Raw genomic sequence first — 25,171 nt, forward strand, 5'->3', positions numbered from 1 at the left:
GTATTTCAGTAGAAAGTGCGTCTGTCTGTGCTTGCGATTAGCTTTATCAGACCATTAATATCGTTCATGCGTATTATTTGCTCAGTTGTCGCCATACCTTAACCCCCTATCCCCGGAAAAACTGCGATTACAAAGAATAAAACCATCGCCCCATTGAGCCAACCGTTTGTCTTGTCTCTTTTTGCAATAATTGCGTCATTGCCTATCATTTTCAGATCATCAGCCTGAGCAACGATCATAGGCACTTGCTCGACATTAACCTTTTGTTTGCTTTGCTCTTTCATAGTGTGAAGAGTTGTTTTGAAAAGCAGCTTTGTATTTTCATCAGCTTGCGGCAAGTATGTTTGGATGAATAACTCGTCATTTGCAACATAGCCGCCCGTTTTTCTGATTGCGGGATGACTTCATGAGTGATCCACCTTTTGAATTGTTTAGCCTCTGGTTTGTTACTAGTCAAAATAAGTGAATACAAACCAGCTTCATTGACAACTGTTGTTTTTTGATTACGGCCTAATGAATCGGTGAGGTAAACTTTACTTACCTCGTCTTCGTCGAGCCGGGACACTGCTACTTTGTGATTTGAATGACTTAGTACATTGCAGACATCCTTTGCGACAAACCAAGGTTGTCCATCCTTTCCAACTGTCCGAACCTACTGATCTTGATAATTGAATACTTTTTGTAATTCGTTCATTAGTGAACCTCCTTAGAAAAAGTTGTCATTCACTAAACGAAAATTTTCGTTCAGTAGGTTCCTTGCTATTGCGCTTGTTTCATATTTGCTTGTTCCTGCGCTTCAATCCACGCATCTATGTTGTGCTTAGTGGGGAAAATACGTGTGCGCACTCAGAAGTGAGGAATTTCTTTTTCACGAACCATTGTGTAAATCGTGTCATGATGAACACCGAGGTATTCAGCAGCTTCCTGCACGGTCATTGTGTTGCGAGACATTTCTACATCTCCTACGCTGCGGTTTTACTCTTTTCGTGTAACTTTTCATCAAAAAAAGTTCATTTACATCACCATCTAGGAGCTCAGAAATTTGTTGGGCTTTCTCAAGGCTGGGTTTTGTGCGACCCATTTCTATGTTGGCATAGCCGCTAGCATATCTATAACCAGGTTGTTTCGCCATGTAAGACTGAGTTTTTCCTTGAGCGAGTCTTGTATCTCGAAGTTTTCTAAGCATAATATCTTTCCACCACCTTACTCTATATGTGTAACATTTGTTGATCTCATCATAATATACACACAGTGGGTAAGTCAACATATTTTTACTCTTTTTGTGTAACTATTTATTTATCTTGTGTAAAACGTGTTAAAATTTACACACCAAATGAAAAAAAGGTGTATAAATATGGATAATATAACAGGGAAAGTCTTAACCGAATTACGAGAAAAAAAGGGTTGGAGCAAATCTCTAGTTGCAAAGAAATTAGGTCTTAAAACCATGTCAACTTATGCAAACTGGGAATATGGTTTGCGAAAGCCTGATGGTGAAATGCTTGTGAAAATTGCCAATTTATATGGCGTAACTACTGATTATATTCTTACAGGCAAAAGACCTAACAGCTTTAATAGTGACTTATTCGAAGATCCTGATTTACAAATCGCCTTTAAAGATGCATCTGATTTTTCAGAAGAAGCACGAAGACAAGCTATCGATTTTATTAAGTATTTGAAAGAAAAAGAAAAAAGTCGCAAATCTCCGAATGGGCAGAATGATTGACATTCCTTTAAGCAAAAGTATTGCTATTTTTTTTATTATCAACTGAAGCAAAAAATAATTACATAACAAACACATTATTCTTTATTTATTATTATTGCTTTATTTTGTTTAGTTTAATTAGTTCTGAACACTTCGCCTCAAAATTTGAGGTAAACTATTCAGTTGAAATCATTTCAACCTCAAAGATGAGGTTATATTCTCTTTCAACCGCAAATTTTGAGGTAATCCATTAAGTAAATTCACCATCTTATCCCCGTTGATTTTAAGAATCTATTAACATTTTTGGCGAAATCCTCTTGAATTTTTGGCAGTTTTAGCCGATTATTAATAGGTATTCTAATTTATGAACTGGGGGAATTAGGTTGAAAAAGTGGTTCGTTTTATTCATGTCTTTAGGACTAGCACTTGCGTTAGCAGCATGTAGCTCTACAGATGATGTCTCTACAGGGAGTAGTGATTCAAAAGACAAAAAAACTGAAGAGACTAAAGATGACGGCTCTAAAAAAGTCGATGCAAGCAAACAATCTGCTGAAGCTCTGGGAATGAAAGTTAACCTGGGCGATGTAAAGATCATGAAAGACAAGATAAACGTTGGTATAAACATTGAAAATACTACTGACAAGGTCCTGACTTTCTATCCAGACCAAGGAAATGCAGTAATTGGCAGCATGCAATTATCAGCAAACATGTTCTTGACTGATGGAGAAGTTGGCGGTGAAGTTCAAGGCGGCGTTAAACAAGAAGGAGTTCTTGAGTTTTCAGCTCCTGATGGAAAAGAAATTGATGTTAATAGCGTTAAAGAAATCAAATTGAACTTCGGTGATGTTACAACTGATGACTTCATGAATACTAAAGCAGTAAGAATCAAAGTACCAGTTAAGTAAGGGGATTTTGAAATGAAAAGAACAACTGAATTTGTTTTAGGTCTAATTGGTGGAATTTTTGGATTTATAGGAGCCTTTTTGGCATTAATTGTTGGTGGTCTTGATGCCTCTTTTAACTCATCTGGCACAAGCGATATTATCGGTTTAGGTTGGGGTGCTATCTTCCTCTCCATTCTTGGTATTGTTGCTTCTGTAATTATTAGAAAGAAAGCAAAATTGGGTGGAATTTTACTTCTTATATCTGGTATCGGTGGCCTGATTTGTATTTCTTTATTCTACTTACTGCCTGCTGTTCTTCTCATTATCTCAGGCATAATGGGACTCGCAAGAAGAGACAAAACAACGACGACAGCAGCGTAACGAAGAGCCCTTCAAAGGGCTTTTCTTTCACACTAAAAACAGAACATACATTCCCATCAGGTGGTGCTATTATGACAATTCAGTTATCTCATCTAGAAGAAGTAAAGAAGATTTATACAAAATTGAATATGTTTACTCCTGAAGAAGTTGACATGGAACGATTGCGGCTGCTTTTCAGATTTGGATACACTACGAAAAAAAGGCAGCAGCATGTTTTGTATAAATGGTCTTTATAGCATGGTTTTGAATTCAAGGACTTCTCATCAACAACAATGGGAGGACTTTGTCCGTGAGCTCGGGCATGTGATTAAACACTGCGGGAACCAATTCAATATGAATCGTATGTTCCGCCAGCTTCAAAAGTATCAAGCCAATAGTTTCATGTATCACTTTTGTGTACCGACATTCATGCTCGAAAAGATTTCGTTTCCGCGCATGCAATCGGAGGCTATAAAGTTAATTGGAGATACCTTTAACGTCACATACCCTTTTACAGCTAAACGGCTTGAAATGTACAAAAGAAAACTGTTTTCTATTCTCTGGCATCAAAAGCTTTATCAAGCAAATTAATTTGAACAAGGAGGTAGCCACATGGTTAGTATTGAAAGGCGCAGTGAAAAATCTTTTAGATTAATAGTCGAAAATGGATATGATGAAAACGGTAAAAGAGATAGAAAAAAGAAATCGACTCGTATCGAAGATCCAAAAATATTAAAGTCTAAACGGAAATTACAGGAGTATCTCGAAGATCAACTGGACCGTTTCAGAATTGAAGTAGAGGCCGGCGAGTATATTGCTCCTGAAAAATCTACTGTCGAATCATTTGCAGTGCAGAGAAATGGGTCGAAAAGAAACTCTTTAATAAAGATGGAAAGCCTGGCGGATTAGGAGATCAAAGATATATTTAAAATTCTGCAAGCATTGTTTAAATCCGCAACAAAGGAATGGAAATTGATAAAAGATGATCCTATGGAGGGATTGAGTTCACCTGAAGCTGAGAATAAGGAAATGAACTTTCTTGAATCAGAAAAAGCAGCTGAATGTATTAAAGTGTTGTATGAAATAGATATTAAATGTCGTTTATATTATCTTGCAGCTCTGATCGGCGGGCTTCGTAGAAGAGAAGCTCTTGCTTGCGAATGGCATTTGGATATAGATTGGGACAAAGGTAGAATATACGTAAATAGATCAATTTCTAAAACAATTAATGGAGAACCCCATGTCAAAGTTCCAAAGTCAAAAAGTTCTCAACGATTCGTTAAAATGCCTGATTTTTATATGGATGAGTTGGCTAAATATTATCGCATATGAAAAAGAAAAATTGTTGCTTAGCGATGCCTGGGAAGGCGGAGAACATCAATATGTATTTCACAGTGGTAAAGGAAAACCTTACTATTATACAACCCCTACCGCAAAATGGACTAAAATAAAAAAGAAGTACGGCCTAAAAGATGTTCGTCTTCATGACTTGCGGCATACTATGGTGGCTCTCCTCATGGAAGCTGGCGAAAGTCTCAGTTGCTATCCAAAGAAGAGCTGGACATGCCAGTGCTCGAACAACTAGTGATATTTATGGCCACGTTACCGAGAAACTCGAAAATAGCACAGTAAAACAATTTAACCAGTTCGATCCTAGAAACCTAGCACAAAAACAGAGTTGATTTTGAAATTCTTCTTCAAAATCAGCTCAAAAAAATAATTTCGCCTCCAATTCGGTCCCAACTCGATGAATGATGACAAAATCAATAAATAAGTAAAGTAAAAAACCCTTGCTACGCAAGGGTTTAAGCTATGATTCCGACTGGGCTCGAACCAGCGACCTCTACCCTGTCAAGGTAGCGCTCTCCCAGCTGAGCTACGGAATCATGATATGTATGTGTTGCTGGGTATGTTGTTGTCTTTCTGACAATTTCTATTATATAACCTTCCCTTATATTCGTCAACTGCTTTTTTAGAAAAACTTTTTTTGGACTTGCTGTTCCGTTCCCCGGCTATTATAATATGTCTTAATTTTCTAACAATAGAGGTGATGGGGTTTTGCATTCTTTGATTTCTTCTGATGACGCATGGGTATTGTGGGGGTTTATTGCGGTGTGGGCGGCAGTGAGCATCGGGCTGGAGCAGCGCTTTAAGTGGGCGTCCGCTGTGTCGGGTGCTATTATCGCGCTGGCAGGTGCTATGGTGTTTACAAATGTAGGAGTGCTTCCTGTTGAGTCGCCTGTGTATGATACTGTGTGGTCTTATGTGGTGCCGCTGGCGATACCACTTTTATTGTTTCAGATCAATGTTCGGCAAATTTTTAAGGAAAGCAGGCGTTTGCTGTTTATTTTTCTGATTAGCTCCGCTGGCACTGTCCTTGGGAGCATTCTAGCTTTTTTTCTTCTCAAACAGCATATTCCTTATCTCGATAAAATCGGCGGGATGATCAGCGCCTCTTATATCGGCGGCGGGGTCAACTTTGCGGCGATGGCGGCAAAATTTGAGACGCCTGGTGAATATGTGTCGGCTACCGTTGTGGCTGATAATTTTATGATGGCGCTTTTGTTTTTTATTTTAATCAGCATTCCTGCACTCAAATGGTTTCAGCGGCATTATGCCATGCCGTTTGAAGAGAAGGTAAAAGCCGATGAAAACAGCGGAAACAGTGCTGAAAGCTATTGGAAACGGAAGGATATTTCCTTAAAGGATATCGCTTTTAATGCCGGTGCCGCTTTCGCACTTGTTGCGGTTAGTATGAAGGTTTCCGGTTATTTTAAAAGCATTTTTTCTCATCCCCTGCTGACCGGTACGCTTGGCGATCAGTACCTGGTGCTTACGTCTTTAACTGTTCTTATCATTTTTCTTTTCCCGCGTTTTTTTGAAAGGCTCAATGGATCTCAGGAGCTTGGAACCTTTTTGATTTATTTGTTTTTTGTGGTGATCGGCATTCCTGCAGATCTCCGCTTAATCGTCACGAATGCGCCTCTTATTCTATTATTCGTGTTTATCATTGCGATTAGCAATTTAGCGGTTTCCTTAGCTGCCGGAAAATTGTTCCGTGTGCGGCTTGAAGAAATTCTGCTCGCCGTCAATGCTACTGTCGGGGGACCGACGACTGCGGCTGCGATGGCAATTGCCAAGGGATGGCGGGATCTTGTCGCCCCGATCATGCTTGTCGGTACGCTCGGCTACTTAATCGGCAACTATGTTGGCACTTTTATGGGAAATTGGTTTTCTTCCTTCTTATAAAAAGGATATTTGCATTTCCCTGAGAATAATGTAAGAGGAATGCTGACATGAGAACGGAGAGACCACTGTATGTTAAAAGGAAAAACCATTTATGTTAGACCTTTAGAAGTAACGGATGCCGAAGAAAATTTGCGGCTGCAAAGCGAAAATCGGGATTTTTTCGAACAATTTTCTATGATACGCACAGACGATTACTATACGGTTGAGGGGCAAAGAAAACGAATAACCGAGTATCAGGAAAGACTTGAGAAAGATGAAGAATATCATTTTGGCATCTTTACAGCGTCAGACGATAGATTAATCGGGACGGTTTCGCTCTTTCAAATCATCCGTGGAGCGCTGCAAACTGCGTTCATTGGGTATTTTTTAGACAAAGCCCATAATGGAAAGGATATTATGACAGAGGCAGTCAGATTGGTTGTTGATTATGCGTTCCACGAATTGAAACTGCATCGGATTGAAGCCGGTGTGATGCCCCGTAATCTCGGGTCCATGCGTGTTTTAGAAAAAGCGGGATTTCATAAAGAAGGCATCGCCCGAAAAAATGTAAAAATTAATGGCGTTTGGGAGGATCATCAAGTCCTTGCGATTCTGAATCCTGATGACGAACAATAATAAAAGAAGCCGGGCCATCCCCGGCTTCTTTTTTAACGAACCGCAACTGGAGCAATTTCTTTCAGCGCTTGTTCGAAATCGTGTTCTAAATCGTCTGCATGTTCGACGCCGACACTCAGACGGAGCAGGCCATCAGTGATACCGCGTTTTTCACGCTCTTCCTTAGGCATTGCCGCATGAGACATCGTTGCCGGATAGGACAAAATCGATTCCACGGCGCCAAGGCTGACAGCGAAGACTGGGAGTGACACATTCTCGACTAACTTCTTAACGGCCTCTTTGCTTTCAAGCTCAAAAGATAGCACGGCGCCCGCTCCCGTTGACTGGCTTTTATGGGTTTCAGCGCCGGGATGATCAGCCAGTCCCGGATAATACACGCGCTTCACCGCCGGATGCTTCTGGAAAAATTCCGCAAGCCGCTGGGCTGTTTGACTCGCCTTCTCTAAACGGACCTGCAATGTTTTTAATCCGCGCAGGACAAGCCAGCAATCCTGTACGCCAAGGACGGCGCCGAACGCGTTTTGCAGCTTATACAGCTGCTTCCCAAGCTCTTCATCTTTGACAGCAGCCAAACCTGAGAGCACATCGCTGTGTCCGCTTAAGAATTTTGTCGCGCTGTGAAGTACAATATCCACGCCGAGGTCAAGCGGACGCTGCAGTGCCGGTGTCATGAATGTATTGTCCAGAAAGGTCAGACAGCCGTTTTCTTTTGCAAGCTGAACAATCGCTTTAATATCCGTAATCCCAAGTGTCGGATTTGATGGCGTCTCCATATAAATGACCTTTGTATTCGGCTTGATGCTCCGCGCCACTTCATTACGATCCGTCATGTCGACAAACGTATGCTCAATGCCAAACCGGGTCAGCACCTCTGTCACCATACGGAAGGTTCCGCCGTATACATCTTCTGTCACAAGAACGTGATCACCCTGTGACAGCAGTAAAAATGCTGTTGAGATGGCAGCCATGCCTGAACTGAAAGCAAATCCTCTTGTTCCGCCTTCCAGTGCGGCAATTGTTTCTTCGAGAGCTGTTCTTGTCGGCGTGCCAGAGCGGCTGTAATCATATGCCCCGAACTCTTCAAATGAAGATTGGTGAAAAGTCGAGGCGTGCTGAATCGGTACACTGACCGCCCCGGTTCCGCCGTCTGTTTTAAATGGATTGTGCACGAGCTGGGTTTCCAGCGTCCAATTGTGTTTACTCAAAAGAAACAGCTCCCTCTTTGACCTGACATAATGCCTGTTTTAGATCCTCTTTTAAATCTTCCGCATGTTCAATACCGACAGAAAAGCGCAGCAACCGATTGCACACCCCGTTTGCGATGCGGATCTCTTCAGGAATATCCATGTGCGTCTGGGTCGCAGGGTATGTAATAAAGCTTTCCACCCCGCCGAGGCTTTCTGCAAAACAAATGGTCTTCAGTGCTTTTAAAAACGGATTGACCCATTCTTCTTTTTGCAGACGGAAGGACAGCATGCCGCCTTTTCCGGGATACAGCACATCCGAAATTTCTTCCTGCTCTTCTAAAAACGCCGCAAGCTCCTGCGCGTTTGCCTGATGCTGACGCATTCTGAGGCTCAGCGTCTTCATTCCTCTCATCAGAAGCCACGAATCAAATGGCGGCAGGACGGCGCCGATTGCATTTTGATGCTGAAACATTTCCTCTCCGAGCCGCTCATCCTTCACCACGACAAGTCCAGCAAGCAGATCGTTATGCCCGCCTAAATACTTGGTTGCGCTGTGAATGACAATGTCAGCTCCCAGCTCAAGCGGCCGCTGCAAGACCGGTGTATAAAATGTATTATCTACAATCAGCAGAAGACCGTGCTCCTTTGTAATCCGGGCAATATGTTCAATGTCCGCCTCCTGCATAAGGGGGTTTGTCGGCGTTTCCACAAACACCGCTTTTGTATTCGGCGTAATCTTAGAGCGTAAACAGTCCTCATCGCTGAAATCATCATAATGAAAAGTCAATCCGTATTTTTTCCATTCATTTTCAAATAAACGGTACGTGCCGCCATATAGGTCCGATGAAACGATCAGTTCATCTCCGCTTTTAAACAGCGCCATAATCGTTTGGATAGCAGCCATTCCCGAACTAAAGGCAAGCCCTCTCGCGCCGTTTTCTAAGTTAGCGATCGCGTCCTCAACAAGCTGGCGTGTCGGATTTTTTGTGCGGACATAATCAAATCCGGTAGATTCTCCGATCCCTCTGTGGCGGTATGCTGTTGATAAATAGATAGGAGCACTCACTGTTCCCGTGACTTCATCGCTACGGTTCCCAATTTGAGCTAATTTCGTTTCAACGTGCTGTGACATATAGCTGACACCTTCCCTTTTCAAAATAAAAACCCCTTCTTCATAAGAAGAAGGGGTTTAACGCTTCTTCTTATCTTCCAAGCATAAAAAACGCTTGCTGGATTTAGCACCTTGGCGCTTTGCACATGCAAAACAAGCCGGTTGCTGAGGTTTCTAAGGGCCAGTCCCTCCACCTCTCACGATAAGAAATATTGATTTCAATTTTCTGATTATTTTATATTAGCGCAATTCACAGTTTATTTCAACACTTTTTTCTTCGTGTGCCGAACCGTTTAAAGAGAGAAATTTCTAATAATTCATGGTACAATAATTGAAAATGCAAGAAAGTATAGTGATGTCCTGGAGGAATGTTTTTATGGCACCGAAAAACGGCACAGTGCAAGAAAAGAAATTCTTTTCAAAAGAGCTTAACGAGGAAATGACCTTGCTTGTTTATCTGCCGTCCAACTACTCCCCGCTTTATAAATACCATGTCATTATCGCGCAGGACGGCCACGATTATTTCAGGCTGGGGAGAATCGGCAGACAGGTTGAGGAATTGCTGTCGAAACGCGAAATAGACCGGAGCATTATTATCGGTGTTCCTTATAAGGATGTAAAAGAGCGCAGAAACACCTATCATCCGGAGGGTTCAAAATTTTCGGCTTATAAACGGTTCATCGCCCATGAGCTCGTTCCTTTTGCAGATGATGAGTATCCAACCTATCAGATCGGTTACGGCCGAACGCTGATCGGTGATTCGCTCGGAGCAACCGTGTCACTTATGACAGCGCTTGATTATCCGAATATGTTTGGCAACATCATCATGCAGTCTCCCTATGTTGACAAACACGTACTAGAAGCCGTAAAACAGTCAGACGATATCAAACACCTCTCTATTTATCACCAAATCGGAACAAAAGAAACTGACGTCCACACGACAGACGGGAACATTCTGGACTTTACAGAACCGAACCGGGAGCTGAAACAGCTGCTGGAGAAAAAGCTTTCCGATTATGATTTCGAGCCATTTGACGGAGACCACAAATGGACATACTGGCAGCCGCTCATCACCCCGGCGCTGAAAAAAATGCTTTAACACTCTATCATACTTTATTTCCAGGAGGGACATAATATGAAATACGGAATCGTTTTATTTCCATCAAAAAAGCTTCAAGACCTTGCAAACTCTTACAGAAAGCGCTATGACCCAAGCTACTCTCTAATCCCGCCTCATTTGACGCTGAGAGCATCCTTTGAATGCGCGGAGGAGAAAGCGGATCAGCTCGTATCACATTTAAGAAACATCGCAAAAGAGTCCCACCCACTCGTTCTCAAAATGACAAAATACAGCTCATTTGCGCCTGTCAATAATGTCATTTACATCAAAGCAGAACCGACGGAAGAGTTAAAAACACTCAATGAAAAGCTATACACCGGTGTGTTGGCAGGAGAACAGGAATATAATTTTGTTCCGCATGTGACGGTCGGCCAAAATCTTTCCGACGATGAGCATTCAGATGTGCTGGGACAATTAAAAATGCAGGAAGTGTCGCATGAAGAAATCGTTGACCGTTTCCACTTGCTTTACCAGCTGGAAAACGGATCGTGGACAGTATATGAAACCTTCTTGCTAGGCAGAGGAGAATAATGTTTGAAAGCAGTTATCGCAAAAAATGAAGAACAACTGAAAGATGCATTCTATGTAAGAGAAGAAGTCTTTGTCAAAGAACAAAACGTGCCTGCTGAAGAAGAAATTGACGAACTTGAAAATGAGTCAGAGCATATCGTCGTGTATGACGGTGAAAAGCCTGTCGGTGCCGGAAGATGGCGCATGAAGGACGGCTACGGCAAGTTAGAGCGGATTTGCGTACTGAAAAGCCACCGCTCAGCCGGTGTCGGCGGCATCATTATGAAAGCGCTCGAAAAAGCCGCGGCAGACGGAGGCGCTTCCGGTTTCATTTTAAACGCGCAAACACAGGCTGTGCCGTTTTACAAGAAACACGGGTATCGCGTGCTTTCTGAAAAAGAATACCTCGATGCCGGCATTCCGCACTTACAAATGATGAAGGACTGAACGCATCCGGATCTTTTGAGATCCGGATTTTTACTGCATATAAAAAAACCGTTCTCTCGTATGAACGGTTTTTTATACATATCGATTAATATATGTGCCCATTCCTTTTTCTCGCAATCTCTTATAAAGAGAGCGCTTACGTTTCATCTCGTTTACTTTTCTTTCAGCTGCCGTTTGATTCTCCTGCTGCTTTTCCAGTTCTTTGTATACCCGCTGAAACGGGACATAGCTGATTTTTTCGGTTCCGGCATAATCCTGCTTATGTCCAATCGTTCTATTAGCATATTGAGCGTATTGCTGGTTCTGAATTTGACCTGCATATATCATACAATACCCACCCCTCTGCTGTCTCTTTTCCCTTAAACTTACTTTTTGAAACACATTTCTTTTGATATGATAGTCATTGTCTGTAATGAACACCTTTTGATTGGGAGGACCCCTTTTTGAAATGCGCCCGACTGAATGATAGAATCATACATTTACATACATATTCGAGAGAACATTATCAATTCCTCTTTGAAGAGGGAATAAAAGGACATTTATTTTGTTCTCATTGCGGAAAGCCCGTTTTGTTACGGCTTAACATCGCCGATCCGCCAGAGTTTATCCATCGCCAGCCAGGCGATTTTCCGGCATGTGAGGAGGCGTGCGAACCGAAGCCCTCTAAAGAGGAAAAAAAAGAAGACGATCAGGAATCTGGTGTCATTCGTTTACCCAAGGGAAAAGCGATCGCCGCTGACCCGTCCCCAGCTGTTACGGAATGGCACCGTCCTAGAAGCATTAAACCAGGAACACCATTTGTGCCAAAAACAATAGAACCCGATACGAGCCTTTTTCCGTCTGTCGGTTTAAACACGGATCAGCTGAAAGCTGTCACGGAAACAGAGGGCCCGCTGCTCGTGCTTGCAGGTGCGGGGAGCGGAAAAACACGGGTGCTGACAGCCCGTGCCGCCCACATGATCGAACACTTAGGCATACCGCCTGAAAATATGCTGCTTGTCACCTTTACAACAAAAGCTGTCGCTGAAATGAAAGAGCGTATGGCCAACCAGTACGGATTACAGCCGGCAAAAGTCAGAAGACTTGTGACAGGAACATTCCACAGTCTGTTTTATAAGATCTTGTATCACTCTAATTCTGCTAAATGGAACGGTGAGCATCTGCTGAAAATGGAGTGGCAGCGGGAACAATATATCAAAAAAGCACTCTATGAAGAAGGCATCGATGAGAAAGAATTCCCAGTTGACCAAGCTCTGCAGCAGATCGGTTTTTGGAAAAACACTTATGTCCCAAATGAACGCATCCCTCTAAAAGATGAGTGGGAAAAACAAGTTTATCGTTTATATGAACATTATGAACGCCAGAAAAAAGAACACAGCCAATTTGATTTTGATGACATGGCTTCAGCCTGCTATGAATTGTTTATCGAGCGGCCTGACCTTCTGGAACAATATCAATCTCGGTTTACGTATATCTTAATTGATGAGTTTCAGGACATTAATCCGGTTCAATACAAAATCATGCAAATGCTCGCCAGCCCGGAGCAAAACCTGTGCTGTGTCGGAGACGATGACCAGTCCATCTACGCGTTTCGCGGAAGCAATCCGTCTTTCATTCTTGATTTTCAAAAGGATTATCCGGGAGCGAAGACGATCTATTTAACTGCGAACTACAGGTCTACGCACCCGATCGTCTCTAGTGCTGATATCGTTGTGAAAAAGAACAAAAACAGATATGCCAAAACGCTTGAAGCGGCCCGCGATGACATTCAGGTCCCTGTGCTGTTTTATCCTTATGATGAAGAGGAAGAAGCCACAATGGTCGTTTCCGATATCAAAGAAAAAATTCAAAATGGAGCCAGTCCAGAAGACTTTGCGGTTCTTTACCGCACAAACAGCGGAGGCCGTGCTATATATGAAAGGCTTCATCAATCGTCAATTCCGTATACAGCTGACCGCGGCGTCCAATCGTTTTACAGCAGACGGATCGTCCGCCAGATTCTCGCCTACTTGTACGCCAGCCAAAATGAGGATGATACCGAAGCGATTAAACACTTGCTTCCCGCCTTGTTTTTAAAACAGTCCGCTTTGAATACGCTGAAGGCGCTCTCGATCACAGAGGACTGTACCATGATCAAAGCGCTGGCCAAATTGCCTGATCTGAAGCCATTCCAGCTGGACAAAATCAAGAAAATCGTACCGTTTTTTGCAAGCCTCCGCACGATGAAGCCCGTAGAAGCCATCACCTTTGCAGAAGGAAAAATGGGCTTCTCCGAGTATTTAAAAAAGCGGGGCAATGAGGGCAACAAGCTGGAAAAAGGTTCCGATGACCTGCGCGATATCAAGGTTGTCGCCAAGAAGTTCAAAACGATTCCTGACTTTCTTGCCCACGTAGACCATATGAGGGCCGCTGAGAAAAACAGAACGGATGAACATGGCGTTCAGCTGATGACCATTCACCGGTCAAAAGGCCTTGAATTCAAAACAGTCTACGTGTTAGGCACTGTAGACGGTTCGATTCCGCACGATTTCTCATTAGAAACGGCAAGAAAAGGAGACGAGGCCGCTCTTGAGGAGGAAAGACGCCTTTTATATGTAGCCATGACCCGGGCGAAACAGCATTTATATTTGTCTTGCCCCGCTAACAGGCGCGGCAAAACAGCCAACCGCTCAAGATTTTTGTATCCCCTGCTACAGAAAGCAAGACAGCCCTTGCATCATTAACAGCCCGGCAGATTACTGCCGGGTTTTTACTGTAAAAAAAGGCCCGCTGCAGTGAGTCAGCCAGGCCATCCACTTATTTATTATCCATCATTTTAGAAATCGTGCCAAAATCAAGCTTTTCTTTTCCGCTTGTAATAGATTCCACAATTTTATCTTCTAATTCTTTTGGCACGCGTCTGTTTGCCAGCTGCGCTACGCGGTTAATCACACTGCGGACTGTATTTTCATCTTTAAAATTAGCGTTTTGGAGTGATCCGGCAAGATTCATTACATCCTGCATCTTCACACCTGTTTTCTTTTCGATGTTCTTAAAAAATTGATTATCCATAATGCGCCTCCTTTTGGCGGAGTAATACGGTATTGTATGAATGCACATAATACAATGTGCTTTTCCAACATTTTTAAAAATAAACACAAGGCAAGGAAGCACGGGTTATAACCCGTACTTCCTCAATACATCTTAAAAGAAAGATGCACCTACGATGATGAGGAGAATGAATAATACGACCAACAAAACAAATGTTGAACCATAGCCGCCGCCGTAACCGCCAGCATAACCGCCATAACAGCCGCCGCCGTAGCCGCCGCCGAATCCGTATCCAAAGCCCATAGATAAGCACCTCCTTTACTCTCTATACACTATGTGAGCTGCTGGGATCGGCTTGGATATTCGCATAGGGCGTTTGCGGATTTACGATTGATCATATTGAGCTTGATGTTTTTTAAGTAAGGCCTCTGTTTTTTCAGCCAGCTCTTCAATCTCATCTTCAAATTCCAGACCGGCTTTATCAAATGCATCCAAGTCTTTTCTGATACTGCCCATCGTGTCTTCATGCTTTTTTTGCTTTTGTTCGTGTGGTTCATATCTTCCTTCTATCCATTTTTCAAACTCATTCACTTTTATCCCCCCGCTTATGATATATGCTGAGCAAGGCCGCCCCGTTAAAAAAACAAAAAACCGGAGTTCTCCGGTTTCTTTGCCAGGCTATTGAGGCTTTTTCTTTTTATTTCCGCACCCGCAGCCTTTCTTTTTTATCTTTTTTGATTGATACGATGAATCTGTATATGGAGATTTTTGGGAAGGTTTATGATGCTGATTCATTTTTGTCCCCTTCCTTTCCTTATGTCATATATGCTACTTTATGCGTATTCTGACAGAAAGTTGCTGGTAGTAACGCCTTATTCTTGCAGCCATTTTGATACGAGCGTTTCTATGATGCCGGCAAGGCCGGCGATCGCCAAAAGTAAAATCAGCCACTGCGCCGCTTGCGGGATCAACGCCTGGCATAAAATCAAAAAGCCGGCGCACCACACGCCTGTGCACCAATAGCAGCTCAGCAATTCACCAATAAACGCCCTGACACCGGTTCCCTTAATCACGATATAGGTTTCAATGTTCCCGTCCGCATCCTTTTCTTCCTTCTCTTCATGAAACAGACTGCGAAGCGGCGCCATAATCGTGTCAAACACCAGCAGGCGGGCGAGCCGAAAGACCGCAAGCGATAGAAGAACAATTGTCAGCCCATTTATAACCACTCGTTCACTCCTTTGCCAATCATGATCCCTTCACATATATGCCAAAACCCTATTCTTCATGAATTGTATCTTGTCCGGCAGAAAATTGGTTATTTTTATTATTCCGCTCTGCACCCCATTTGCATTATATAGAGTATGGATAAGAAAGGAGTGAAGGTTATGTCTGTCCAAGAAAATGTTGACACACTCTACTCAAAAATGTTTAAAGAACTGGCTGAAGAACATGATAATTATATAGAAATTATTGATTCTGAAAAGATTACGATTCATAAATCAGACACCACATTTGCACTTTCATTGCAATCAGCAGTTTCAGCTTTAATCACTGTTACAACCCAGCTTCTTATCAGCGATAGCGATATAGCAGACATTGTTGCGAGTGATCTGATAGCACGCTCTACAGCACATAGCCGAAAGAAAGTAAAAATCAAAATTATAAACTGCTATAATATCACAATCACTTTATCAGCTACAGACATCATGGCATCCGTTCAGCTCTTAACCCAAACATTAATCGCTCTTATAACAGAAGCTGACATTCTGTAGCCCTTTCTTTCTAATTTTATAGAAGTCGAGGTGAATAACATGTCCGAAGAAAAAGATGCACTGCAAAAAAACAAAGAAGAACTAGAAGCAAATATCGACCCCCTAACGAAACTTCTTGTTTCAGATGTACTGAACAAAAACAATGTAACAGAAGATAAAAAACGCAACTTATCAGAAGCTCAAAAACAAGCGATTATTACAATGGTAAATGACCTTCAAAAACAGGCTAACGAATTTGTTGAAAGAGTCAATAAGAAAAAGGCAGATGCTGAAAAAGCAGAACAAGAAGCAGCGCCGCAAAAAAGACGTCGAACAACACTGAGAGATCGCGTACGTCAAAGAAAAAACGATAATATTTAAAATAGGTATCTAAAACCATGATATTTGCTTATACAAAATATGAACTGTCATCATCTACTAAAGTAAACGAAAGGAGGAAAACAAATGGAATCAAGACCTTACTCATGGGTTGCCCTAGATAATTCATGTACACACCCGGGTAGCGGCTATAAAAGAGAAGCGGTTTGTCATGACGTTTGTTCTGGAGGAGAAGATGCTAACGCATTTCAAGATTTTGATCAGCTAAGCCTTAACAAACAAACATCTGAAGAAATGATTATCGTTAGAGATTCTTGCGACATTGATGTTACGTCTACTGACACTCAAGTTGCTGCATCCATTCAAGCCGCCCTCCAAACTGCTGTCATTACAATTGTAAACTTATCAATAGCAGACGGTGATTTAGCAGATCAAGTCATCCAAGACTTAGTGCAACAATCTGTTAACAAGCAGTCAAACCGTCAAAAACTAGTGATTGAAAACTCTAGAAATGTTAATGTCACAACAACCGATACAGATATTGCACTATCGATCCAAACACTGACACAGACACTTGCCGCTACAATTATCGCAGTTGGAATCCTCTAATCTCTAAAAGCAGAGCTAAAAACGCTCTGCTTTTTCTTATTTTCCAAGCATATGATGAATATATAGACGTTCACCCACACCAAGTGGGGCACGGGTACATATGTTGTTAAGGACTAAAGTCAAATACCCTATAAAGAAGGAGCTGAAATCAATGAGCTGCGGAAAAACCCATGGCCGGCATGAGAACTGTGTATGCGATGCAGTGGAAAAGATTTTAGCAGAGCAGGAGGCAGTTGAGGAACAGTGTCCGACTGGCTGCTATACAAACCTTTTGAATCCGACAATTGCAGGTAAAGACACAATTCCGTTTCTCTTGTTTGATAAAAAAGGCGGATTGTTCTCCACATTCGGAAACGTGGGGGGATTTGTGGATGATATGCAATGCTTTGAATCCATTTTCTTCCGCGTTGAAAAATTATGCGACTGCTGCGCAACACTGTCTATTTTACGCCCTGTCGATGTCAAAGGCGATACCTTAAGTGTTTGCCACCCTTGCGACCCGGATTTCTTCGGGCTAGAAAAAACAGATTTCTGCATTGAAGTGGATCTCGGATGCTTCTGCGCGATTCAGTGCCTGTCACCAGAGCTAGTTGACAGAACATCGCCTCACAAAGATAAAAAGCATCATCACAATGGATAAACACTTGTAAAGAGGAATCCCCTTCCAAACTCTATTACAGGTGCAAATCATTCAGCTGCTTCCAGCGTGAGGCAGCTGACTCTCCATCATTTCGCCAGTCTCAAATTTATAAGGCAGGAGGGATAATATGAGCCAGAAAACATCAAGCTGCGTGCGTGAAGCTGTAGAAAATATTGAAGATCTGCAAAACGCTGTTGAAGAAGACTGCCCGACCGGCTGCCACTCTAAGCTTTTATCTGTAAGCCATTCGTTAGGCGACACAGTGCCTTTTGCAATATTTACATCAAAATCAACGCCATTAGTCGCCTTCGGAAATGTCGGCGAACTCGATAACGGCCCTTGCTTTAATACAGTATTTTTCAGGGTCGAAAGAGTGCATGGAAGCTGCGCAACACTGTCATTATTAATCGCATTTGACGAACACAAACACATTTTGGACTTCACCGATAAAGATACGGTGTGTGAAGTGTTCCGACTCGAAAAAACGAACTACTGTATTGAAGTTGACTTAGACTGCTTCTGCGCAATCAACTGCTTAAATCCTCGATTAATCAATCGTACACATCATCAGCATTAATCATAAGCTGGAAAAGCTTGCAAGCCTGCAGGCTTTTCTCTATGTAAAAAAGCTGTCCGGCAACATCAGCCGGGCAGCTTTTTTCTTTTTCGTTAAAAACCGAGCGGGTGCAAAGAGGTAATATCATCGATTGCCAGTTCGGTTGGGGCTCCGTTTCCGGTTGTTCGAAGCAGGACGGAATCATTTCTTCTTCCGACAATCACGCCCCTGTACGTTCTTCCATTGGCTTCAATCAAACAAAGCGCTCTCGGCATGTTATGAGGCAGCTTTGTTAAAAAATCAATTTTTTCGTGGATCGTCATCTTGCTCATCGGTTTTTTCACTTTTCGTGCCGGCGGTGCTTTTTCCTCCGCTTTATCAGCACTATGGACAGCTTCCGGTTCTTTCTCAGGCTTCCGGGCCTCAAGTGCAGGCTCTTCCTTTTTTTCTGCTTTTGGGGGCTCGTGTTCAACGGTTTCTTCTACGGCCTGCGGCTCTTGTTTCTGTTCCTCCTGGCTTTTTATGTTCTCTGGCTCTCTCACCTCTTGTATTTGCTGACTCACTGGTTCGGCTGCAGGCTTTTGGTCTTCTTGCAGGACATCCTGTGCCACAGCTTCCTCCTGCTCCTTCTCATGGTAAGCCGGCTTTTCCTCAGCTTTTGGCGGAGCGGGTTTGTCGGCCTTTCTTTTGATGACAATCTCCTGCATGGATGACCTTGTAGTTTCTGCATAATCCGGCTGAACAATATACATGAGCGGTTTTTTATCCGCGTTTCTTTTCTTATTAGACATCTTCATCCCTCCGATTGTGTCATATTCTATCTATATGACAGAAAGCTGAAAATCAGAAGAAATAAAAAAGCAATCCCTATTCGGGATTGCTTGATTTAGATCCTGCTTAGCGGGCAGTGATATGAAAACCTGAATCAACGTGAAGATTTTCACCTGTAATCCCGCGGGACATATCGCTGAATAAGAACGCAGCTGTATCGCCCACTTCTTCAGGTGTTGTCGTGCGGCGAAGCGGTGCACGCTCTTCGATGTCTTTTAAGATAGAGTTGAAATCGCTGATGCCTTTAGCAGACAATGTTCTGATCGGGCCGGCAGAAATGCTGTTAACGCGGATATTTTCTTTTCCTAAGTCAGCAGCTAAATATTTCACACTTGCATCAAGAGAAGCTTTTGCTACACCCATGACGTTGTAGTTTGGCATCACAAGCTCTCCGCCAAGGTACGTCAAAGTGACAATGCTTCCGCCTTCAGTCATCATCGGACGTGCCGCTTTGACAACAGCAGTCAGAGAATATGAGCTGATGTTATGAGCCAAAAGGAAGCCGTCACGATTTGTGTTTAAGTATTCGCCCACAAGCTCTTCTTTGTTGGCAAACGCGATACAATGCGCGATACCGTGGATAACACCGACCTGCTCCTTAATGCTTGCGAAGCAAGTTTCGATTTCTGCGTCGTTTGTAACATCGCAAGGGAGGATGATGGAATCGTTGCGGTCTAATGTTCCGGCAAGCTCGTGAACGGATTTCTCCAGGCGTTCACCAGCGTATGTGAAAATCAAACGTGCACCCGCTTCATGTAAAGAACGCGCAATGCCCCAGGCGATGCTGCGTTTGTTGGCTACCCCCATCACAACAATGTTGCGGCCTTCAAGTGAAAAATTCATATGTATAAAGCCTCCTATATTTAATAAAGACATAGTATTAGTACCTGATCTTAATTCCTATCATATCATAACCTTGTCCAGATGAAAAGCGCATACCGTAGCAAACGCGAAAGAGATCACCATCAGCTGGTGATCTCATCGGCTTGTATTTAAGCTGTTTCGTTTAAAAGCGAAATGGTTTGTCGGCCCGTGTCCCGATCCGATGCCGAGCGTATTTTCCACCGCTTCACGGACAAAGTTGGCCGCAACCTCAAATGCCTGATGGATGCTGTCTCCTTTAGCCGTTTGGGCCGTTAAAGCCGCAGCAAAGGTGCAGCCTGTGCCATGCGTATGCTTCGTATTGATATAAGGATGGGTGATTTGCATAAACATGCTGCCATCAAAAAGAAGGTCAGTAATGTGATTGTCCTCAGGCTGGTGCCCGCCTTTGATAATGACATGCTGCGCACCCATCTTGACGAGCTGCTCTGCTGCTTTTTTCCGGTCATCCAGCGAGCTGATTGTCATTCCTGTCAGCGTTTCTGCTTCCGGGACATTCGGCGTAATCGCGTAGCTTCTTGGAATGAGCAACTCCTTTAAGGTGGCAACTGACTCATCACGCAGCAAGGATGCCCCGCCCTTTGCGATCATAACCGGATCAACAATTACACGATTGAATCCGTACTCGTCAATTTTTCTTGCCACTTCTTCAATCATGTCGGCATTCCAGAGCATTCCCGTTTTGACTGCATCCGGTCTCAAATCCTCAGCAACAGCGTCAATTTGCTGTCTCAGCGCCTCTACAGTCAGCGGATGCACCCCATGAACGCCAAGCGTATTTTGAGCGGTTACCGCTGTAATCGCAGACATTCCGAATACATCAAGCTCTTGAAAGGTTTTAATATCAGCCTGTATCCCTGCGCCGCCGCCTGAATCTGATCCGGCGATTGTCAATGCTTTATATATACTCATTACACTACACTCCTTTTATTACCCAATCCATTTATGATAAATGGATTTTGCCCGGGCAATATCATTTGTTCCATGGATCAAAGCTCTGCCGTCCCGGAACAGCACCATTTTCATATCATCCGAGCGGCAGGAAATTAAATACGGGTTCGCAGCTACTTCAAGCCCGGCCTGCCTCAGCTGAGCGGCAAGCGCTTCAAGATCCGCTTCTTTCGTAATAGATGATCTGATCTGCACCGTGTTCCTGCCGCACAATACAGCCGCTTTTGTTTGATTTTCATATGACAAAAACGGAAAATCCTTTGTGCCACAGCTTGGGCATGCGTCATGTTTGAGACTGGCCGCTCTCACTTCCGACCGCTCATTTTTCCACAAATCAAAGGAGCGCAGCATCGGCTCGCACTCCTCTCCCGTCAGCAGCTTCAGTGCATCTGTTACCTGAAAGACTGCTACCTGCAAAACAGCCGGACTGATGATGCCGGCTGTGTCACATGTTGCTCCGCCAATCGGAAGTGTATCGAGCAAGCAATGCAGGCAAGGAGTAGAACCCGGCACCACGGTAAAGGTGAGGCCGTAGCTCCCTACACAGGCACCGTAAAGAAAAGGAATCCCTTCCTTTACCGCAGCATCATTTACGATCAGGCGGGTTTCAAAATTATCAGCCGCATCCACAATAATCGATGCATCCCTAATCAGCTCGAAGATATTTTCTGCTGTCACATCCATGACAAGGCCGGTCACATCAACATCGCTGTTAATCGAACGGAGATGGCGCTCCGCAGCGGCTGCTTTCGGCATTTCTTTTTTGACATCATCTTCTGTATAAAGCTGCTGGCGCTGGAGGTTGCTCCATTCAACATAATCTCTGTCGGCAATTTTCACATGGCCGACTCCCGCTCTCACCAGCATTTCTGCACTGGCTGTTCCGAGCGCGCCGGCGCCGATAATCACGGCGCGCGCTTCTTTCAATTTTTTCTGGCCGGATGGGCCGATCGGAGCAAACAGCTCCTGCCTTGAATACCTGCCCGTCATACAGGAAGACCTTCTACCGGACTGCTTGCCGTTCCGTATTGCTTAAGCGGGATTCGGCCCGCCTCATAAGAAAGGCGTCCTGCTTCCACCGCGAGCTTCATGGCACGAGCCATTTTCACAGGATCGTCAGCGCCCGATACAGCCGTATTGAGCAGTACGCCATCCGCTCCAAGCTCCATGGCGTATGCCGCATCTTTAGGCGAGCCGATTCCAGCATCCACGATGACCGGCACTTTCGCCTGTTCAATAATAAACGACAGATTCAAAGGATTTAAGATTCCTTGTCCTGATCCAATCGGAGATGCACCCGGCATGATGGCATGAACGCCGAGCTCTTCCAGCTTTCTCGCCAGCACAACGTCATCCGACGTGTACGGGAGCACAATAAAGCCTTCTTCAAGAAGCTGTTCAGACGCTTTTAATGTCTCAACAGGGTCAGGCAGCAAGGAACGGCTGCATCCGATGACTTCAACTTTAATCATGTCACAAAGGCCTGACGCTTTTGCCAGCCTTGCAATCCGAACCGCTTCTTCAGCAGTGCTGGCGCCCGCTGTATTCGGCAAAAGCGTATATTTGGATAAATCAAGCTGTTCCAGAAAATTCGGCTGAGATGCATCAAAGATGTTCATTCTCCGCACAGCAAAGGTTAAAATATCAGACTCGGAAACAGCTACTGCTTCCTTTTGAATGTCAAACGATGGGTATTTCCCCGTGCCCAGCAGCAATCTTGATTGAAATGGTTTTCCGCCAATTGTTAACATGCTCATCCGCCTCCTACAAAATGGACAATTTCAATGACATCACGATCACAAAGCTCAACCTCGTGATAGCGTTCTTTCCCGATTATTTCTTTATTTCTTTCCACGATAACGATTTTATTATCAAGCTGATAAGACGCCAGCAGGTCTTGAATTGTACCTGCGTCTTTTTCCCACTTCACGTCTTTACCGTTCAGCTGTAGCATCATATCTGAACCGCCTCCTTGCGATCAATTCGGAATGCGTGCAGCCAGTCTTGGTTGACCTCTTTATTCATGATGAGATCACTGATCAAAGCGCCTGTTGCGGGAGCAAGCAGGATCCCATTTCTGAAATGGCCCGCCGCAAATAAAATACGGCTGTCCTCAGGATGTCTGCCGATGTACGGTTTTCCATCCTTTGTTCCCGGCCGGAGTCCCGCCCAAAAACGATCCACCTTCATATTCTGTATAGCCGGCAGCATCGTTTTTGCTTTTTTCATAACCGATTCCAATCCGCCAAGATCCGGTGTTTCACTCCAGTCTCCCAGCTTCATTGTCGCGCCGACAACCAGTTTGCCGCTTTTTCTCGGTACGATATAGCAGTGATCATGGTAAAGCGTTTTTGTCAGCGGGATATCATCATTCCAAACGGACAGGCACTCCCCTTTTACAGGGAGAAAAGCATTGTTCAGTCCAAGCTGTTTAAAAAACATTCCGCTCCACACCCCGCTGGCAACGACAACATGATTAGCCCATACGTCTCCGCTAGGGGTCTTGATGGACAGGGCTTCACCGTCACGTTCGACATGCAGGACAGGCGTATGCTCAAAAATCTCCGCCCCAAGCATTTTTGCTGCTTTCACATATGCCTTGCAAACAAAATAAGGCTCCACATGCACATCATCCTGAATAAAAGATGCACCAAAGATGTCACCAGACGCATACGGCTCTTTTTCTAACACCTCTTCTTTTGAATACCAGCTGACAGAGTCCAAATCGTCCATCTGTCTCAGCTGCAGCACATCTTCTTCAGAAAATGCAAGCTTAAACATACCGCCGTTATGCTGCCTGATATCCACACCGGATAATGCATAAAGCTCTTCTCCAAGACCTTTGTACAGACGCTGACTGTGCATGGCGAAATCAAAAAACGCGTCACGTTCTTCGCATTCGGCATGGGCGCCCAGCATTCCGGCAGCGGCACTTGTCGTTCTGCCGCCCATTGTTCCGCTTTCAAACAATGCGGTGCTTTTGTTTTCCTTTGCCAAATAATAAGCAATCGCGGAACCGATCATTCCGCCTCCAATCACCACTGCTTCATAATGCCTTTTCATAGCGCATCTCCTTTAGCTTGCGGGAATATCGTCTGGCTGCTTCCAAGGGCTCAGCGGAAGAGAAAATTCCTGACATAACAGCGATGCCGTCTGCCCCTGCTTGTTTTACGTCTCTTAACCTGTCCGGCGTCATCCCCCCGATGGCTATAACCGGGATGGAAATCCGCTGTTTGATAGTTGACAGCAAAGATACTCCTCTGCCTTCAAGACCCTTTTTGCAATCCGTTTCAAACACATGGCCGAACAGCACGTAGTCCGCGTCTTCCTTTTCTGCTTGAACCGCTTCCTCCAGTGAATGCACCGACCTCCCGATATGAAGGTGTGGAAATCTGGCTCTGACCTGCTTCGGTGAAAAGCTGCCGCTTGGCAGCTGCACGCGGTGAATAGTAGAGAAAAGTGCAATATCCACGCGCCCGTTCATCACCAGTTTTCGTTTATCTATACCGCCTTCAAAAATAAGCTCGAGCAGTTTCAGAATATCCGCCGCCGATTTTGAGCGTTCCCGAATGTGAATAAAATCAACTTCATTCTGAATCGAAATGATGGTTCTCGCTAGCTCTTCTACCGGCTTGCTGTCATCCGTTATGGCGTGAAGCTCCACATTCCTCCACCTCTTTTATGGCGCTGTCAGACCAGCCTTCTTTTCGATAGGCCATTCCCCAAAATTGATATTCATAGTAGCTGGAGATGACAAAATTCTCTTTCATCTTGGCACGCACTTCCTCCGTGCTGTTTTCCGCCAGCTCATCAAAGCGGTTGATTTGCTCCTCAACCTGTTGTCTAAACCAGTCACCGCCGTACGTCCCAATCCACTTTTGATAAATCGGATGCCCAGGATCGCAATGCAGCAATTTCTCACCAACCTCGTAATAAAGCCAGTAGCATGGCAGCAGGGCCGCTAAGATTTCTGCGAAATTCCTGCTCAAAACCGAACGGTACATATGGGATGTATAAGAGTACGCTGTAGGAGACGGCTTAAACGCCTTACGCTCTTCCTCGCTGATTTCCAACAGCTCGGCAAACTCGCGATGAAGCGCCATTTCCGCCTCATATGTACCTTGGGCATGGCTTGCCATCCGCCCCGTTGTATAAAGATCCTTCGCATAAGAGGCGCCAAATGACTGCACCTTTGCAAAATGCGTTAAATAATAGGAATCCTGAAGTACGTAGTATTTAAAACGGTCAATCGGAAGCGTTCCATCACCGATTCCTTGAACGAACGGATGGACAAAGCTCCCCTCCCACCATTCTGCGGCTGCGCTGCGGCATTCTTCTGAAAACTTCACAAATCATTCCCCCTCTGAAAATAAAAAAACCACTTTCCCGCA

The 25,171-nt window shown here is 44.1% G+C and carries 32 protein-coding genes, 1 tRNA gene, 4 pseudogenes and 1 riboswitch; of the genes and pseudogenes, 16 read left to right on the forward strand and 21 right to left on the reverse strand.

The window, feature by feature from the left end:
- Positions 1–98: 98 nt before the first annotated feature.
- From PUN35_RS08285 to PUN35_RS08300, 4 genes and pseudogenes are all read right to left on the reverse strand, one after another.
- Entirely contained in the window at positions 99–284 is a 186-nt protein-coding gene (locus PUN35_RS08285; protein WP_224588919.1) for a hypothetical protein, read from the reverse strand.
- A pseudogene (locus tag PUN35_RS08290) lies at positions 281–592 on the reverse strand (Bro-N domain-containing protein); the annotation flags it as partial. The gene PUN35_RS08285 and the pseudogene PUN35_RS08290, both read right to left, overlap by 4 nt.
- A gap of 167 nt (positions 593–759) precedes the next feature.
- A pseudogene (locus tag PUN35_RS08295) lies at positions 760–951 on the reverse strand (helix-turn-helix domain-containing protein).
- Entirely contained in the window at positions 914–1,267 is a 354-nt protein-coding gene (locus PUN35_RS08300; protein ID WP_206697861.1) for a helix-turn-helix transcriptional regulator, read from the reverse strand. Before PUN35_RS08300 ends, PUN35_RS08295 begins: the two are co-directional and overlap by 38 nt.
- A gap of 87 nt (positions 1,268–1,354) precedes the next feature.
- On the opposite strand from PUN35_RS08300, the gene PUN35_RS08305 reads away from it, so the two are divergent.
- The 5 genes and pseudogenes from PUN35_RS08305 to PUN35_RS08325 all read left to right on the forward strand — a co-directional run bounded on the left by PUN35_RS08305 (position 1,355) and on the right by PUN35_RS08325 (position 4,631).
- A complete protein-coding gene (locus PUN35_RS08305; protein WP_014479481.1) occupies positions 1,355–1,726 on the forward strand; it encodes a helix-turn-helix domain-containing protein in 372 nt (123 codons plus the stop codon).
- Between the two features lie 362 nt (positions 1,727–2,088).
- Entirely contained in the window at positions 2,089–2,610 is a 522-nt protein-coding gene (locus PUN35_RS08310; RefSeq protein ID WP_014479480.1) for a hypothetical protein, read from the forward strand.
- Positions 2,611–2,622: 12 nt separating this feature from the next.
- Positions 2,623–2,970 carry a DUF4064 domain-containing protein gene (locus PUN35_RS08315; RefSeq protein WP_010329852.1) on the forward strand — a complete coding sequence of 116 codons (348 nt, stop codon included), beginning with the start codon at positions 2,623–2,625 and terminating at the stop codon, positions 2,968–2,970.
- A 71-nt stretch (positions 2,971–3,041) separates the two neighbouring features.
- Positions 3,042–3,540, forward strand: a pseudogene (locus PUN35_RS08320) (ImmA/IrrE family metallo-endopeptidase).
- Between the two features lie 21 nt (positions 3,541–3,561).
- Positions 3,562–4,631 (forward strand): annotated as a pseudogene (locus tag PUN35_RS08325) (tyrosine-type recombinase/integrase).
- Between the two features lie 131 nt (positions 4,632–4,762).
- Here PUN35_RS08325 and PUN35_RS08330 read toward each other — a convergent pair.
- A tRNA-Val gene (locus tag PUN35_RS08330) sits at positions 4,763–4,835 on the reverse strand.
- A 172-nt stretch (positions 4,836–5,007) separates the two neighbouring features.
- Here PUN35_RS08330 and PUN35_RS08335 point away from each other — a divergent pair.
- Both PUN35_RS08335 and PUN35_RS08340 read left to right on the forward strand, forming a co-directional pair.
- Positions 5,008–6,198 (forward strand): DUF819 family protein, encoded by a 1,191-nt coding sequence (locus PUN35_RS08335; protein WP_014479476.1) that lies wholly within the window; start codon positions 5,008–5,010, stop codon positions 6,196–6,198.
- Between the two features lie 69 nt (positions 6,199–6,267).
- The gene (locus tag PUN35_RS08340; RefSeq protein WP_014479475.1) at positions 6,268–6,813 is read left to right on the forward strand and encodes a GNAT family N-acetyltransferase; all 546 of its coding nucleotides are present in this window, start codon (positions 6,268–6,270) and stop codon (positions 6,811–6,813) included.
- 32 nt (positions 6,814–6,845) lie between these two features.
- On the opposite strand, the gene metC is transcribed toward PUN35_RS08340, so the two are convergent.
- Positions 6,846–8,018 carry a cystathionine beta-lyase gene (gene metC / locus PUN35_RS08345; protein WP_014479474.1) on the reverse strand — a complete coding sequence of 391 codons (1,173 nt, stop codon included), beginning with the start codon at positions 8,016–8,018 and terminating at the stop codon, positions 6,846–6,848.
- Positions 8,011–9,132, reverse strand: coding sequence for a cystathionine gamma-synthase/O-acetylhomoserine thiolyase (metI, locus tag PUN35_RS08350; RefSeq protein WP_003232857.1), 1,122 nt, complete (start codon positions 9,130–9,132; stop codon positions 8,011–8,013). Before metI ends, metC begins: the two co-directional genes overlap by 8 nt.
- Positions 9,133–9,199: 67 nt before the next feature.
- Positions 9,200–9,320, reverse strand: a riboswitch (SAM riboswitch).
- Positions 9,321–9,487: 167 nt separating this feature from the next.
- Between metI and PUN35_RS08355 the strand changes: the two genes are divergently transcribed.
- The 3 genes from PUN35_RS08355 to PUN35_RS08365 are packed head-to-tail and all read left to right on the forward strand — an operon-like array spanning position 9,488 to position 11,188.
- Positions 9,488–10,210, forward strand: coding sequence for an esterase family protein (locus PUN35_RS08355; RefSeq protein ID WP_003245358.1), 723 nt, complete (start codon positions 9,488–9,490; stop codon positions 10,208–10,210).
- Between the two features lie 36 nt (positions 10,211–10,246).
- Complete coding sequence (locus PUN35_RS08360) at positions 10,247–10,762, forward strand: YjcG family protein (protein WP_003232861.1); 516 nt, start codon at positions 10,247–10,249, stop codon at positions 10,760–10,762.
- Positions 10,763–10,765: 3 nt separating this feature from the next.
- Positions 10,766–11,188 carry a GNAT family N-acetyltransferase gene (locus tag PUN35_RS08365; protein WP_014479473.1) on the forward strand — a complete coding sequence of 141 codons (423 nt, stop codon included), beginning with the start codon at positions 10,766–10,768 and terminating at the stop codon, positions 11,186–11,188.
- A 72-nt stretch (positions 11,189–11,260) separates the two neighbouring features.
- Here the strand turns inward: PUN35_RS08365 and PUN35_RS08370 are convergent, their stop codons facing one another.
- On the reverse strand, positions 11,261–11,515 hold the full coding sequence (locus PUN35_RS08370) for a hypothetical protein (protein ID WP_003232866.1): 255 nt from the start codon (positions 11,513–11,515) through the stop codon (positions 11,261–11,263).
- A 116-nt stretch (positions 11,516–11,631) separates the two neighbouring features.
- On the opposite strand from PUN35_RS08370, the gene PUN35_RS08375 reads away from it, so the two are divergent.
- Entirely contained in the window at positions 11,632–13,911 is a 2,280-nt protein-coding gene (locus PUN35_RS08375) for an ATP-dependent helicase (protein ID WP_014479472.1), read from the forward strand.
- A gap of 73 nt (positions 13,912–13,984) precedes the next feature.
- Here PUN35_RS08375 and spoVIF read toward each other — a convergent pair whose 3' ends face one another.
- The 4 genes from spoVIF to yjcA form a co-directional block, all read right to left on the reverse strand.
- The gene (gene spoVIF, locus PUN35_RS08380) at positions 13,985–14,239 is read right to left on the reverse strand and encodes a sporulation-specific transcription regulator SpoVIF (protein ID WP_014479471.1); all 255 of its coding nucleotides are present in this window, start codon (positions 14,237–14,239) and stop codon (positions 13,985–13,987) included.
- A 132-nt stretch (positions 14,240–14,371) separates the two neighbouring features.
- Positions 14,372–14,521, reverse strand: a complete 150-nt coding sequence (yjcZ, locus tag PUN35_RS08385; protein ID WP_003232872.1) for a sporulation protein YjcZ — start codon at positions 14,519–14,521, stop codon at positions 14,372–14,374.
- A gap of 81 nt (positions 14,522–14,602) precedes the next feature.
- Positions 14,603–14,809, reverse strand: a complete 207-nt coding sequence (locus PUN35_RS08390) for a hypothetical protein (protein WP_014479470.1) — start codon at positions 14,807–14,809, stop codon at positions 14,603–14,605.
- Positions 14,810–15,090: 281 nt separating this feature from the next.
- A complete protein-coding gene (gene yjcA / locus PUN35_RS08395) occupies positions 15,091–15,447 on the reverse strand; it encodes a sporulation protein YjcA (protein ID WP_014476457.1) in 357 nt (118 codons plus the stop codon).
- A 159-nt stretch (positions 15,448–15,606) separates the two neighbouring features.
- Between yjcA and PUN35_RS08400 the strand changes: the two genes are divergently transcribed.
- The 5 genes from PUN35_RS08400 to cotZ all read left to right on the forward strand — a co-directional run bounded on the left by PUN35_RS08400 (position 15,607) and on the right by cotZ (position 18,137).
- On the forward strand, positions 15,607–15,993 hold the full coding sequence (locus PUN35_RS08400) for a spore coat protein (RefSeq protein WP_014479468.1): 387 nt from the start codon (positions 15,607–15,609) through the stop codon (positions 15,991–15,993).
- A 39-nt stretch (positions 15,994–16,032) separates the two neighbouring features.
- Positions 16,033–16,353, forward strand: a complete 321-nt coding sequence (locus PUN35_RS08405; RefSeq protein ID WP_014479467.1) for an SPFH domain-containing protein — start codon at positions 16,033–16,035, stop codon at positions 16,351–16,353.
- Positions 16,354–16,437: 84 nt separating this feature from the next.
- Positions 16,438–16,920 carry a spore coat protein gene (locus tag PUN35_RS08410; RefSeq protein WP_014479466.1) on the forward strand — a complete coding sequence of 161 codons (483 nt, stop codon included), beginning with the start codon at positions 16,438–16,440 and terminating at the stop codon, positions 16,918–16,920.
- 151 nt (positions 16,921–17,071) lie between these two features.
- Entirely contained in the window at positions 17,072–17,560 is a 489-nt protein-coding gene (cotY, locus tag PUN35_RS08415; RefSeq protein WP_014479465.1) for a spore coat protein CotY, read from the forward strand.
- Positions 17,561–17,687: 127 nt separating this feature from the next.
- The gene (cotZ, locus tag PUN35_RS08420) at positions 17,688–18,137 is read left to right on the forward strand and encodes a spore coat protein CotZ (RefSeq protein WP_014479464.1); all 450 of its coding nucleotides are present in this window, start codon (positions 17,688–17,690) and stop codon (positions 18,135–18,137) included.
- Between the two features lie 92 nt (positions 18,138–18,229).
- On the opposite strand, the gene cotO is transcribed toward cotZ, so the two are convergent.
- The 9 genes from cotO to tenA all read right to left on the reverse strand — a co-directional run bounded on the left by cotO (position 18,230) and on the right by tenA (position 25,129).
- The gene (cotO, locus tag PUN35_RS08425; RefSeq protein ID WP_031600370.1) at positions 18,230–18,913 is read right to left on the reverse strand and encodes a spore coat protein CotO; all 684 of its coding nucleotides are present in this window, start codon (positions 18,911–18,913) and stop codon (positions 18,230–18,232) included.
- Positions 18,914–19,013: 100 nt separating this feature from the next.
- Entirely contained in the window at positions 19,014–19,790 is a 777-nt protein-coding gene (fabI, locus tag PUN35_RS08430) for an enoyl-ACP reductase FabI (protein WP_003232896.1), read from the reverse strand.
- 135 nt (positions 19,791–19,925) lie between these two features.
- Positions 19,926–20,741 (reverse strand): bifunctional hydroxymethylpyrimidine kinase/phosphomethylpyrimidine kinase, encoded by an 816-nt coding sequence (gene thiD, locus PUN35_RS08435; protein ID WP_014479462.1) that lies wholly within the window; start codon positions 20,739–20,741, stop codon positions 19,926–19,928.
- Between the two features lie 18 nt (positions 20,742–20,759).
- Positions 20,760–21,770 (reverse strand): thiazole biosynthesis adenylyltransferase ThiF, encoded by a 1,011-nt coding sequence (thiF, locus tag PUN35_RS08440; protein ID WP_014479461.1) that lies wholly within the window; start codon positions 21,768–21,770, stop codon positions 20,760–20,762.
- On the reverse strand, positions 21,767–22,537 hold the full coding sequence (gene thiG / locus PUN35_RS08445; RefSeq protein ID WP_072592522.1) for a thiazole synthase: 771 nt from the start codon (positions 22,535–22,537) through the stop codon (positions 21,767–21,769). Before thiG ends, thiF begins: the two co-directional genes overlap by 4 nt.
- Complete coding sequence (thiS, locus tag PUN35_RS08450; RefSeq protein ID WP_072592596.1) at positions 22,534–22,734, reverse strand: sulfur carrier protein ThiS; 201 nt, start codon at positions 22,732–22,734, stop codon at positions 22,534–22,536. The genes thiG and thiS overlap by 4 nt, the downstream gene beginning before the upstream one ends.
- Positions 22,734–23,843, reverse strand: a complete 1,110-nt coding sequence (thiO, locus tag PUN35_RS08455) for a glycine oxidase ThiO (RefSeq protein ID WP_014479458.1) — start codon at positions 23,841–23,843, stop codon at positions 22,734–22,736. Before thiO ends, thiS begins: the two co-directional genes overlap by 1 nt.
- Positions 23,827–24,444 (reverse strand): thiazole tautomerase TenI, encoded by a 618-nt coding sequence (gene tenI, locus PUN35_RS08460; protein WP_014479457.1) that lies wholly within the window; start codon positions 24,442–24,444, stop codon positions 23,827–23,829. The genes thiO and tenI overlap by 17 nt, the downstream gene beginning before the upstream one ends.
- On the reverse strand, positions 24,419–25,129 hold the full coding sequence (tenA, locus tag PUN35_RS08465) for a thiaminase II (protein ID WP_014479456.1): 711 nt from the start codon (positions 25,127–25,129) through the stop codon (positions 24,419–24,421). Before tenA ends, tenI begins: the two co-directional genes overlap by 26 nt.
- Between the last annotated feature and the right edge of the window lie 42 nt (positions 25,130–25,171).

The organism is Bacillus sp. N3378-2at (assembly GCF_033412715.1).
In the GTDB taxonomy this organism is placed as follows: Bacteria; Bacillota; Bacilli; order Bacillales; family Bacillaceae; genus Bacillus; species Bacillus subtilis.